Here is a 10,957-nt window from a genome sequence, read left to right on the forward strand (position 1 = left end):
ATCGAAAGATTCGAAACCATTCCTCTACTATATCACGATTTATTCGTAAGCATAAGGCGTCGTTTTCGGGTCCATTTGTGCAATTCCGTGCCGACCGCCCCTACGAAATTGAATATTCTTTGAACTTTTATGGTTCGCGTCTTCAAAAAATCATATTTTGGGGGTTGCAGAATTTTTGAAAGTTGCTTACAATTCAACTATATCAATTCGCTTGATATCAAAAATCACGAACACAAGATATTGTACTGAACCAAGTTCATCTTTGTGTCGACTTTAGGAGGAAGAAACAACATGAACGTATTAGTCGTAAAAGCCAACAACCGTCCGGCGTCCGATGCCGTTTCCAGTAAAATGTACGAAACATTCATGGAAGCCGTCAAAGGCGCAGAGAACCTGAATGTAACGACATACGACGTATATGAAGAAGATACGCCTTACTTTGGACAAGACCTGTTCAATGCCTTCGGTAAAATGCAAAACGGCGGAGCATTGACCGACCTCGAACAACGCCTCGTGGCTGCCAAACAAAAAGCGATGGACGCTTTGACGGCTGCTGACGTCGTCGTGTTCGCATTCCCTCTGTGGAACCTGACGATCCCTGCCAAATTGCAAACATTCATCGATTATGTCTACGCTGCAGGTTTCGCATTTAAATATGACGCGGAAGGCAACATGATTTCGTTGATGCCGGACAAAAAAGCGATCTTCCTGAACGCTCGCGGCGGCGTTTATTCCACGCCGGAAACCGCGCCGATGGAAATGGCCGTCAACTACATGCGCAACGTTTTCGGCGGCATATTCGGCATGACCATTCTCGACGAAGTCGTGATCGAAGGCCACAACGCGATGCCGGATAAAGCAAGCGAAATCATCGAAGCCGGCCTGAACAAAGTGAAGGAAGTTGCCAATAAATTGGTGCTTCAACACGCTTAATCGGGCTTCCCGATCGAATCGGCTTTTCAGGAAACACCTTTACGGTCCTCCGTTCGCGGCGCACCTTAAAGGTGTTTCTTTCTTTTGCCGAAGTCGTGCCGATAGGCGAAAAACCTTATCGGCGGTTCATGCCGATCGGTCGGGACTTCCGTTATGGCGCGGACGTATCCACAAAGCCATAGATTGTGCTATAATATACCGGTGCGATTCAATCGCGCACAAAACAGAAGAAAATCCGGCTGCGGTCATACACCGCCCGGGAGAGGTTCGCGAACTCCCTCTATAAAAAACTAAGGTCGCCCGTCGGGTTTATTTCCGTCTGGGCTTGTTTTTTACGGTCAGTTCAAGAACCCTCTCTCTTCGAAGGTAGAAGCGTTTTATCCGCGCTTGTACGACAAATTTTGAAGATGGAGAGGTTTTTTTATGCTCAAAAACGAAAAAGCGGTCGTCGTCTTCAGCGGCGGCCAAGACAGCACCACCTGCCTGTTTTGGGCCATGAAGCAGTTTGCGGAGGTAGAAACGGTCACGTTCGACTACGGCCAGCGGCATCGCCTGGAGATCGAATGCGCGCAAGAGATCGCCAAAGAACTCGGCGTTAAAAACACCGTTTTGGATATGAGTCTGCTCAATCAGCTCGCCCCGAACGCCCTTACCCGCAGCGATATCGAAATTACGCAGGAAGACGGCGAGCTGCCGAGCACCTTCGTCGAAGGACGAAATCATCTGTTCCTCAGCTTTGCGGCCGTGCTGGCCAAGGTGTCCGGCGCCAGACATCTGGTGACCGGCGTTTGCGAAACGGATTTCAGCGGATATCCGGACTGCCGGGACTCTTTCGTCAAGTCGCTGAACGTGACCTTGAATTTGGCGATGGATTATAATTTCGTGATCCACACGCCGCTGATGTGGCTGGATAAAGCCGAAACGTGGGCCATGGCGGACGATCTCGGCGCATTCGATTTTGTTCGCGAGCGGACGCTGACCTGCTACAACGGCGTTATCGGCGACGGTTGCGGCGAATGCCCTTCCTGCCAGCTGCGGCGCAAAGGTCTGGAACTATATCTGGAGCGCCGGGTGCAGGAGGCATCCCGATGATGGGCCGGACGCCGGGCGAATTCCGGATCGTCGAGAATCTGCAGCAGCTGGGAACGGACATTCAGCCAAGCGAATTGAAATACCGCCATTACCGCGTCATGGTCAGCAAAGAATTCACTTTTGACGCCGCCCATCACCTGCACGCTTACGAAGGGAAATGCAAAAATCTGCATGGCCATACCTATAAAGCAGTGTTTGGGATCAGCGCATACCCGAACGAGATCGGAATCGCTGCCGATTTTGGGCTGGTCAAAGAAATATGGAAGCAGCGGATCGAACCTTATCTCGACCATCGTTATCTCAATGAAACGCTGCCTCCGATGAACACGACCGCGGAAAACATGGCGATTTGGCTGTATGAGCAGATGGAAGCCGCGCTTGCCGAAAAGCCGTATGCCGATCTGATCGAGCAAGGCCGTACGGAATTCGTGAGATTATACGAAACGCCGACCAGCTATGCCGAATTTCGGAGAGAGTGGGTGGAAGCATGAGCGAAACACGCAGCACTGTGAAGTCCCCTCCCCCCATTCCGGTATTGGAGATATTCGGTCCAACGGTCCAAGGGGAAGGGATGGTCATCGGCCAAAAAACGATGTTCGTGCGCACCGCCGGCTGCGACTACTCCTGCGCTTGGTGCGACTCCGCATTTACATGGGACGGAAGCGGCGTGAAGGACATCCGGAAGATGAACGCCGCGGAAATATGGGACGAGCTGAAACGCATCGGAGGAAACCGTTTCTCGCATGTGACGATTTCAGGCGGCAACCCGCTGCTCCTTCCCCAGCTCTCTTCCCTCGTGGAACTGCTTCAATCCGAAGGCATCCGGATCGCCGTAGAAACCCAAGGCTCGAGATGGCAGGATTGGCTGGCGGAGATCGATGAAGTTACGATATCGCCGAAGCCTCCAAGCTCCGGGATGACGACTGATTGGGAGCGCCTGGACACCATCGTGGAGCGGCTTCGCCAACGCCCTGCTCCCTATGCGTACAGCTTGAAGGTCGTCATTTTCGAAGACCGCGACCTTGCGTACGCGCAAACCGTGCATGCCCGTTATCCCGGCGCCCCGATGTATTTGCAGGTCGGGAACGCGGACGTATCGCGAATGGACAAGGAAAACCATGCCGCCGATCTGCTGCTGCAGTATGAAAGGCTTATCGATAAAGTGACGGCGTCGGAAACCCTGAACGACGTAAGGGTCCTTCCGCAGCTTCACACGCTGGTATGGGGCAACAAACGAGGCGTTTAGCGCGCTGACCGATGAAGGAGGAAACTGAAATGACCGGCAGACAACCTGAAGAAATGAAAGATTTGACGCTTCTTGGCAACCAAGGGACGAAATACGTTTTTAAATACGCGCCCGAGGTGCTGGAGAGCTTTGACAATAAACACGCTTACCGCGATTATTTCGTGAAATTCAATTTTCCCGAGTTTACGAGCTTATGCCCGATTACGGGCCAGCCGGATTTTGCAACGCTGCATATCAGCTACATTCCGGATCAGAAAATGGTCGAGAGCAAATCGCTTAAGCTGTACCTGTTCAGCTTCCGCAACCATGGCGATTTCCACGAAGACTGCATGAACATCATCATGAACGATCTGATCAATCTGATGGACCCGCGGTACATCGAAGTGTGGGGCAAATTTACGCCGCGCGGAGGCATTTCCATCGATCCTTATTGCAACTACGGCAAACCCGGCACCAAATATGAAAAAATGGCCGAACAGCGATTGATGAACCATGACCTGTATCCGGAGAAAATAGATAATCGTTAATTCCGCCGAGGAATGCAAAAAAAGCCGCAGAAATGCGGCTTTTTCCTTTGGTTACGGCTGTTTGTTGACATTGATTCTGACGGCCTCCGGCCCGGTTTGCACCCGGCTTCCCCCTTTCGGCTCCAGACTGATCACGATCCGGTCGGGGTTCATGATGCCGAATCCGTAATAATACCCCCTCCCCTGGAGATTGCGGGTCAGCATCATGCCCGCGCTGAAGGATTGCTGCTCATGCTGAAGCCATACCTGGTAATCCTTCTCTTCGGACGGGGTCAGGCCGTCCATGACAATCAGCAGCTCTCCGGAGTCCGGATTGAGCCACACGCCTCCCGGACCGTGAAGCGGCGGCAGCGGCTCAATGGAATATTTATCATAATCGGCGGATTGCATGAACGCGATTTTGCTGGACACCTGCCGCTCGATCGATTCGGAGGACGGGTCTGCCTGGTGCTTGAACGTAAACAGTCCGACAAACAAGAATATGGCTAACGCGGCCGCGGCAGCGCCGGGAAAAATAAAGCGGCGGTTGTGCCAAATCTTGATTCGCAAAAAGCGCAGCGAAGCTCGGGCTTTCAGCCTTCTGCCTAAGCGAGCGGGAGGTCCCGAGGTTTCGCGGACCGGACGGGCAGACCGTTGTTCCTGCAAAACGGCGATCCCTTCGTCCATCATTGCCGCCTCCTGCCGCGGAAGGCAGAGGGACTGCATTTCCGGCACCTGCATTAGCAGCTCCCATTCGCGCAGCTTTTCTGCGCAGTGGGCGCATTGCGCAACATGTCCCGCAACCCGCAACCGGTCCGTTTCCCCCAAACGGTTCATGACGTAATCGACCAGCTTCTCCTCAGGCAATTCAACGCAGGTACCGAACCTTTCCTCACTCCCATTTTCCGGGTTCCATGAACGCATGCGCCTCACCTCCGTTTGCTGCCTGCTTGGTCTGGTTTTCCTGCAATTGTCCGCGCAAATTCCGGATGCCGTACCGGATCAAGGATTTGACGGTCCCCACCGGCTTCTGCATCCTGTCGGCAAGCTCCCGATGCGAGAGCTGCATGATATAGCTCCCGTATAGGGCCATGCGCTGCAAAGGCGGTATGCCCCTCATGGCATGCCGGATCCGTTCGCGGTCCAGATGACGGAACGCTTCCAATTCGGCGGATTCGAGATAAAGCGCACGCTCCGACTCGGCAAGATTTGCTTCGCTTTGTTCCATGGCGGCGATACGCTGTTTCTTGCGCAACCGGTCCATGGCCCTGCTCCGAACCCGAACCGCCAGCCAAGCTTCCACGCTCCCCCGTTCCGGATCGTATTGATCGGCCCTTTGCATCACTTCGATAAAAATTTCCTGGCAGACGTCCTCCGCTTCGGTCGCATCCTTCAGCCAGTGTTCCGATAGCCGGAAAACCATGGGAGCATACGCATCATAGAAACGGTTAAAGGCTGACGCCGAGCCTCGCGCAATTTCTTTGAGCCACTCGGCAGGATGTTCTTCCATTTTTATGATCCCCCCTTATGTCACTATCCCCTGGTCTCAAGCCTCTGGTCGTGGTGTTTATTCAGCAACATTTTAGCAGATGCGGACGGAAACGGAATTTTCTCTTCGAGAGTTTTATCTCATTTTCAGCAATTTTTTATCTTTTTTTAAGGTTCGGATAAATCCAATGCCGATTTCCGGTTCGTACTTAGGGTGAATAAAACATATTTCAATTAGGAGGGTTATGCTTCATGACACGATTCCTTAGGAACATCAAACTGACGGGCCTTATTTTTCTTGTTTTGGCGATTGGAATCGGTCCGCTTCTCGGCGGTATACCCGCTCATGCGGCTGGAGGGGTGACCTTGTATACGACGTATACGTCCATTTCGGTCCCGCCCGGCGAATCTCTCAATTACAACGTCGAGCTGAAAAACGACACCGGCAGCGTCGTCACGGTCCCGCTGTCCATTGAAGGGATGCCTCAAAACTGGACGGCCAAAATGACCGGCGGCGGCTGGGATTTGAACGAAATTTCGGTCATGCCGAATTCGTCGCAATCGATCAACCTTGCCGTTACGGTTCCGATGCAAATCGATAAAGGCACCTATCGCTTTACGCTCAAAGCGGGAACTTTGGCTTCCTTGCCCCTGACGGTGCAAATTACGGAAAAAGGCACATACCAAACGGAGCTGACCACGGATCAGGCCAACATGGAAGGGCATTCGGACGCGACATTTACGTATTCGGTCAATTTGCAAAACCGGACGGCCGAAAAGCAGACCTATGCGCTGACTTCGCAGGCGGAGGCCGGATGGGACGTGACGTTTAGCGCGGACGGCAAGCAGGTATCATCCGTCGAAGTCGATCCCGGCGCAAGCAAAGCGATTACCGTCAACGTCAAACCGGCCGAAAACGTAACGAAGGGAACGTTTAAAATCCCGATTCGGGCCCATAACCAATCGACGGACGCCCAGCTTGTGCTGGAAGCGGCCATTTCCGGCAAATACAGCATGGAGTTGACGACGCCGAGCGGATTGCTCAGCACGAGCGTAAAAGCAGGCGGAAGCAAAACGATCGAGCTCGTCGTCAAAAACACCGGAACTGCCGATTTGACCGATATTAACCTGACCTCCTCCACCCCGGCCAACTGGGAGGTGACATTTAATCCGAAAACGATCGACAAGCTGGCTGCGGGCAAATCCACGACGGTCGAAGCCAAGCTCACGTCCAGCGATAAAGCCATCGCGGGCGATTACGTCACGGATATGACGGCTCAGGCATCGGAGTCCTCCTCGACGGCAACCTTCCGGGTCGCGGTCAAAGGCTCCGTCCTGTGGGGATGGATCGGCGTATTGATCATTCTCATCATTCTTGGCGGCATCTATGTGCTCATTCGTAAATATGGGAGGAGATAATGGTGGCGGAAACAGTCATCGACATCGAGCAATTGTCCAAAAGCTACGGCAGCCATCGGGCCGTTGACAGCTTGTCCCTGCAAATCCGCCGCGGTGAAATTTTCGGGCTTCTCGGCCCCAACGGGGCCGGGAAATCCACGACAATATTGATGCTGCTCGGTCTCAGCGAGCCGGACGGCGGAAGGATCAACGTCCTCGGCATGAACCCGACCCGCCAGCCCATCGAAGTGAAGCGGCGGGTCGGCTACCTGCCCGATGATGTCGGCTTCTACGAGGATTGGACCGGCCTGGAGAATCTGCAGCTGACCGCAAGGCTGAACGGAATCGGCGAGAAAGAAGCCCGGGAGCGCGCGATGCGGCTCCTTGGGGAGGTAGGGCTGAAGGATGCCGCCCATAAAAAAGCGGGCACGTACTCGCGTGGGATGCGGCAGCGCCTCGGCCTCGCCGACGTCCTCATCAAGCAGCCGGAGATCATCATCCTGGACGAACCGACGCTGGGGATCGACCCGAAAGGGATCGACGAGCTGCTAGCGCTCATTTACGGGCTTAGCCGGGAGCAAGGGTTAACCGTCCTCCTATCCTCTCACCAGCTGCACCAAGTCCAGCAGATTTGCGACCGGGTCGGCCTTTTCGTTAAAGGCAAACTTCTGGCGGAAGGCAATCTGGAGGCGTTGACCCGGCAGCTGTTGACGGATACGCCGATCGTGATTACCGCGGAAGTGGACCGGGCCGATCAGCAGCTGCTTGATCGACTGGCCGAATTGGAGCAGGTTCGTGACGTGCAATCCGGAGCGGAAGATCCGGATGCAGCCCTGCGCTCCAGCAGCCGCGTTTTGCTCCAGATCGGATGCAGCGAGGACTGCAGCGACGCGATTGCCCGCATGATCGTTTCGTCGGGCGTTTCGTTATACAACCTGCAGCGGAAACAATACGGCCTGGATGAAATTTATCGACGTTACTTTGCGGGAGGTGAGGAACATGGAAGCAAGCGTTCTAAAAAGGCAGCTAAATAAATGGCGGAATGCGGTGTCGGAGCGCCTGCCCGACGGGCTTCGCAAATTTGCGGGCTCCTTGTCCGACCGCGACCGCTTCGACAAGTCCAACTCCAATCCGGCGGCGTTTCGGGTGCTCGTTCGCAAGGAAATCGCCGACCATGTCCGAAGCTGGCGGTTCATTTTGCTGCTGGCGATCATTTTCCTGACTTGCGTCGCCTCCCTCTATACCGCTTTGAACAGCCTGCAGGACGCCATCAAATCAGAGGACGGTTACAGCGATTTCGTCATTTTGAAGCTGTTTACCATTTCGGACGGCACCCTGCCTTCCTTCATCGGATTCATCGGGTTTCTTGGTCCGCTGCTCGGCATCGGCCTCGGATTCGACGCCGTGAACAGCGAACGCAACAAAGGGACGTTAAGCAGGATCATGGCGCAGCCCATCCACCGCGACGATTTGCTAAACGCCAAATTCACCGCCTCCTTGTTTATCATCGGGTTTATGTTTTTGGCGCTGGGCTTGCTCGTTTTATCGCTTGGTCTCCTTATTGTGGGACTTCCCCCATCCTTCGAGGAGCTGCTGCGGATATTGGCATTTTTGGTGGTGACGGTATTTTACATCGGTTTTTGGCTGAATTTATCCATCCTGTTTTCGGTGCGTTTTCGGCAGCCTGCAACGTCGGCCTTGGCCGGCATCGCGGTATGGCTGTTCTTCAGCTTCTTTTACGACATGATTCTGAACCTGTTGTCCACCGCGCTTGTTCGGAACAATCAAGCTTCGACCGTTGACGATATGTTGAATCATGTCAACCTGATGCTGGGACTCAGCCGGATTTCCCCGTATACCTTGTTCAACGAAGCCACCTCGACGCTATTGATGCCTACCGTGCGAAATTTGGGGCCGCTGACGACCGAGCAGGCTTACGGGGCGATCGACAGCCCGCTTCCTTTCGGGCAAAGCCTGCTGCTCGTATGGCCGCAGGTCACCGGCCTGATCGCGCTGACGCTTGTCTGCTTCGCCATTTCTTACGTGATGTTTTTGCGCCAGGAAATCCGCGGACGCTCTTAATGCCGCGAACGTTGTAGGCATACGGCCGCGAATCAAAGCAGCCCTCCCGTTGTATTTTTCGGGGGCTGCTTTTTTGCGGCCGTTCCGTCGGTTTCCGTGTCACTTGGGCGGATGCTGCATAGACTGGAATGGTAATAGCCGTTTGCGAAAAATGGATTGCCGTACCGGAAAGGATACCGCGGAAATGATCGTTTTTATCGCTTCGAAAGGCAGTTATACGGAGATGATTCAAACCGAAATATCCGTTAAGGAGGCGTTCCCTGAAGCGCGGGTGGAGCGTTTGCCGGAAATGAATCCGGGTAAAGTGCTCAATGAGATCCTCGCGGTTTGCAGGGAGCCGTTTTTTCTTGCTTTATACGGCGGCGACACCGTCACCCCTGCAATCAAAGAGGAGCTTATGAGCCGGATTGCCGACATGCATCCGGACACGGGTGCGGTCGTCCTCCATCCCAAAGGCCGTTCCCGCCCCGGCTCAAAGCAAGGTTTCGACGCCCCCCACGGGATCTTATGGCGGACCGCAGCCGTCACGCCTTCTACTCATGGCGGATTTTCCGAATCCAGCCATCTCCCCTTCAGTGTCTATCTATGGATCGAAAGACTATTCCGGCTTCGCCCGGCTTGGACGTGGGAAGCTCTGGAAACCGACGCGTTTGTTCCTTCCAAAGCGGTTCGCCCCGGGCCGCCCTTGCACCAAGCGGCTTACGATGACGTCTTCGCCCTGCTGCGGCAGCCTTTGGAACCGCCCGGCCCGAAACATTCCGAAGGCCTGTCCGACCCGGTCATTTCGGTTGTGATTTGCACCTATAACGATGCCGCCTATCTCCCGTGGGCCGTGCGTTCCGTCGTTGCCCAATCCTATGCTGCCTGGGAGCTCATCATCGTCGATGACGGATCGACCGACGGAACGGACGAATATGTAAAAAAACTGAACGGCCACGGAAAGATCCGCTGCTTGACCAATGCAAAGAATCAAGGGAAAGCGGAATCGCTAAACCGAGCGTTGACGATGGCAAGAGGCAATTGGCTCTTGGAACTCGACGCCGATGATTGGCTGTCTTCGGACTGCTTGCTGCACCTTGCAAAAACGGCTTTAGCTTTGCAGCATGAAGCAGCCGTGTACGCGGACCATCATGAATGGATCCAGCGTATGCACGGCCAGCTGATGTACCGGGGAGTCAAACAGGCGCCTTCTGCCCTTTCGGCCGGCAAGCTTCTGGCAGAAGGATGGGTGATCGCCCCCCGGATGTACCGCACGAGCTTTTTGAAGAAACACCATGGCTGGAAGGCGTCCGTTCCGTGGGGCGGAAGATTGTTCGAAGACGTGGAATTGTTGGCGAGACTGTCCTTAGAGGAAACCTTGCATTACATCGCTCTCCCTCTCTATCACCGCCGGCTTCGAAGCAGCAGCGTCTCCCGGATTCATGCGCCTTTATACGAGCGTTGGAGTTCATGGGTAGCGGATCGAACGTTAAAAAGCCCCGCCGATCTCGATCATTAAGGTAGGATGCGGACGTAAGTAACATTGTTGATAAATGCGGTAACCTGCTGGGATGACGGAATATAATTCGAACTCGACAGTTGAACGGTTATCAAACCTCCCGCGGCGGCGGACAGCTGACCTTGAAGAAACTGTCCGGGTTGAACGATTTCGGTCCTTCTTCCGATGAACGCGTTTAAGGCTTCAATAAAATTCATTCGTATTAACCCTCCTCCCTGTCAGCAAGCGTTTTTCTCAAAGTACGGAGAGGACGCTGCGCAGCGGAAGCAGCACGATGCTGCCGTCGGCCTCCCTCAGTTGGATGAAATCCTCGCCGATCAACACCAGGGTGCCGAATAACGTGCCCGCCGGCGTCTCGATCGTCACCTTCGAGTTGAGTTTTGAAGCCAAAAATTGAACCGTCCCGGGCTGGTTTGAAGTCAGCGAACCCACCTGTTCCTGAAGGGAGGATACCTGGGCGGAAAGGCCGTTTACCCGGTTCCGGAGCCGTTTCAGTTGCCTGGACAGCCTGGCAAGGCTGACGACGACGAATCTTTTCAGGCCATGCAGCTTATGTTTCAGCGCGCTTTTTTTACGGCTGCCGGCATCCGGCTTGTGCCGATGCGCATCCGTCGCGCAATCCGTGTGATGGAATTTTTTTCGATGCAGCTCCACAGCTTTTACCTCCTTCGTTTAGTCATGAGTACAATATGTTTGAATGATGCAGGCGGCTAC

At 54.2% G+C, this 10,957-nt stretch carries 13 protein-coding genes and 1 riboswitch; of the genes, 9 read left to right on the forward strand and 4 right to left on the reverse strand.

Features of this window, described 5'->3' with window-relative positions; genetic code table 11:
- The first annotated feature begins 291 nt into the window (after nucleotides 1-291).
- The 5 genes from MKY58_RS13235 to queF all read left to right on the forward strand — a co-directional run bounded on the left by MKY58_RS13235 (nucleotide 292) and on the right by queF (nucleotide 3,798).
- Nucleotides 292-933, forward strand: coding sequence for an FMN-dependent NADH-azoreductase (locus tag MKY58_RS13235; RefSeq protein WP_339324936.1), 642 nt, complete (start codon nucleotides 292-294; stop codon nucleotides 931-933).
- A gap of 256 nt (nucleotides 934-1,189) precedes the next feature.
- A riboswitch (PreQ1 riboswitch) is annotated at nucleotides 1,190-1,233 on the forward strand.
- Nucleotides 1,234-1,356: 123 nt separating this feature from the next.
- Nucleotides 1,357-2,025, forward strand: a complete 669-nt coding sequence (queC, locus tag MKY58_RS13240) for a 7-cyano-7-deazaguanine synthase QueC (protein WP_339324937.1) — start codon at nucleotides 1,357-1,359, stop codon at nucleotides 2,023-2,025.
- Nucleotides 2,025-2,516, forward strand: a complete 492-nt coding sequence (gene queD / locus MKY58_RS13245) for a 6-carboxytetrahydropterin synthase QueD (protein ID WP_339325144.1) — start codon at nucleotides 2,025-2,027, stop codon at nucleotides 2,514-2,516. Before queC ends, queD begins: the two co-directional genes overlap by 1 nt.
- A complete protein-coding gene (queE, locus tag MKY58_RS13250; protein WP_339324938.1) occupies nucleotides 2,513-3,271 on the forward strand; it encodes a 7-carboxy-7-deazaguanine synthase QueE in 759 nt (252 codons plus the stop codon). Before queD ends, queE begins: the two co-directional genes overlap by 4 nt.
- A gap of 29 nt (nucleotides 3,272-3,300) precedes the next feature.
- A complete protein-coding gene (gene queF, locus MKY58_RS13255; protein WP_339324939.1) occupies nucleotides 3,301-3,798 on the forward strand; it encodes a preQ(1) synthase in 498 nt (165 codons plus the stop codon).
- 51 nt (nucleotides 3,799-3,849) lie between these two features.
- Here the strand turns inward: queF and MKY58_RS13260 are convergent, their stop codons facing one another.
- Both MKY58_RS13260 and MKY58_RS13265 read right to left on the reverse strand, forming a co-directional pair.
- Complete coding sequence (locus MKY58_RS13260; RefSeq protein ID WP_339324940.1) at nucleotides 3,850-4,701, reverse strand: anti-sigma factor; 852 nt, start codon at nucleotides 4,699-4,701, stop codon at nucleotides 3,850-3,852.
- A complete protein-coding gene (locus tag MKY58_RS13265; protein WP_339324941.1) occupies nucleotides 4,670-5,287 on the reverse strand; it encodes a sigma-70 family RNA polymerase sigma factor in 618 nt (205 codons plus the stop codon). Before MKY58_RS13265 ends, MKY58_RS13260 begins: the two co-directional genes overlap by 32 nt.
- Before the next feature lie 230 nt (nucleotides 5,288-5,517).
- Between MKY58_RS13265 and MKY58_RS13270 the strand changes: the two genes are divergently transcribed.
- The 4 genes from MKY58_RS13270 to MKY58_RS13285 all read left to right on the forward strand — a co-directional run bounded on the left by MKY58_RS13270 (nucleotide 5,518) and on the right by MKY58_RS13285 (nucleotide 10,243).
- On the forward strand, nucleotides 5,518-6,684 hold the full coding sequence (locus tag MKY58_RS13270) for an NEW3 domain-containing protein (protein WP_339324942.1): 1,167 nt from the start codon (nucleotides 5,518-5,520) through the stop codon (nucleotides 6,682-6,684).
- Nucleotides 6,684-7,697, forward strand: a complete 1,014-nt coding sequence (locus MKY58_RS13275; RefSeq protein WP_339324943.1) for an ABC transporter ATP-binding protein — start codon at nucleotides 6,684-6,686, stop codon at nucleotides 7,695-7,697. The genes MKY58_RS13270 and MKY58_RS13275 overlap by 1 nt, the downstream gene beginning before the upstream one ends.
- On the forward strand, nucleotides 7,663-8,745 hold the full coding sequence (locus MKY58_RS13280; protein ID WP_339324944.1) for an ABC transporter permease: 1,083 nt from the start codon (nucleotides 7,663-7,665) through the stop codon (nucleotides 8,743-8,745). Before MKY58_RS13275 ends, MKY58_RS13280 begins: the two co-directional genes overlap by 35 nt.
- A gap of 184 nt (nucleotides 8,746-8,929) precedes the next feature.
- A complete protein-coding gene (locus MKY58_RS13285; protein ID WP_339324945.1) occupies nucleotides 8,930-10,243 on the forward strand; it encodes a glycosyltransferase family 2 protein in 1,314 nt (437 codons plus the stop codon).
- On the opposite strand, the gene MKY58_RS13290 is transcribed toward MKY58_RS13285, so the two are convergent.
- Both MKY58_RS13290 and MKY58_RS13295 read right to left on the reverse strand, forming a co-directional pair.
- Complete coding sequence (locus MKY58_RS13290; RefSeq protein ID WP_036709754.1) at nucleotides 10,240-10,440, reverse strand: hypothetical protein; 201 nt, start codon at nucleotides 10,438-10,440, stop codon at nucleotides 10,240-10,242. The two genes, MKY58_RS13285 and MKY58_RS13290, sit on opposite strands and share 4 nt — an antisense overlap.
- 37 nt (nucleotides 10,441-10,477) lie before the next feature.
- Nucleotides 10,478-10,897, reverse strand: coding sequence for a hypothetical protein (locus MKY58_RS13295; protein WP_339324946.1), 420 nt, complete (start codon nucleotides 10,895-10,897; stop codon nucleotides 10,478-10,480).
- Nucleotides 10,898-10,957: the final 60 nt, after the last annotated feature.

Origin of the sequence: Paenibacillus sp. FSL W8-0194 (assembly GCF_037969745.1) — a bacterium.
In the GTDB taxonomy this organism is placed as follows: domain Bacteria; phylum Bacillota; class Bacilli; order Paenibacillales; family Paenibacillaceae; genus Paenibacillus_AQ; species Paenibacillus_AQ cookii.

Bases quoted from the DNA above. Each gene is read 5' to 3' on its own strand.
- queD (WP_339325144.1), top strand. From the start codon at position 2,025: ATGGGCCGGACGCCGGGCGAATTCCGGATCGTCGAGAATCTGCAGCAG.
- MKY58_RS13235 (WP_339324936.1), top strand. From the start codon at position 292: ATGAACGTATTAGTCGTAAAAGCCAACAACCGTCCGGCGTCCGATGCC.
- MKY58_RS13270 (WP_339324942.1), top strand. From the start codon at position 5,518: ATGACACGATTCCTTAGGAACATCAAACTGACGGGCCTTATTTTTCTT.
- MKY58_RS13260 (WP_339324940.1), bottom strand. From the start codon at position 4,701: ATGCGTTCATGGAACCCGGAAAATGGGAGTGAGGAAAGGTTCGGTACC.
- queC (WP_339324937.1), top strand. From the start codon at position 1,357: ATGCTCAAAAACGAAAAAGCGGTCGTCGTCTTCAGCGGCGGCCAAGAC.
- MKY58_RS13280 (WP_339324944.1), top strand. From the start codon at position 7,663: ATGGAAGCAAGCGTTCTAAAAAGGCAGCTAAATAAATGGCGGAATGCG.
- MKY58_RS13265 (WP_339324941.1), bottom strand. From the start codon at position 5,287: ATGGAAGAACATCCTGCCGAGTGGCTCAAAGAAATTGCGCGAGGCTCG.
- MKY58_RS13290 (WP_036709754.1), bottom strand. From the start codon at position 10,440: ATGAATTTTATTGAAGCCTTAAACGCGTTCATCGGAAGAAGGACCGAA.
- MKY58_RS13275 (WP_339324943.1), top strand. From the start codon at position 6,684: ATGGTGGCGGAAACAGTCATCGACATCGAGCAATTGTCCAAAAGCTAC.
- MKY58_RS13285 (WP_339324945.1), top strand. From the start codon at position 8,930: ATGATCGTTTTTATCGCTTCGAAAGGCAGTTATACGGAGATGATTCAA.
- queF (WP_339324939.1), top strand. From the start codon at position 3,301: ATGACCGGCAGACAACCTGAAGAAATGAAAGATTTGACGCTTCTTGGC.
- queE (WP_339324938.1), top strand. From the start codon at position 2,513: ATGAGCGAAACACGCAGCACTGTGAAGTCCCCTCCCCCCATTCCGGTA.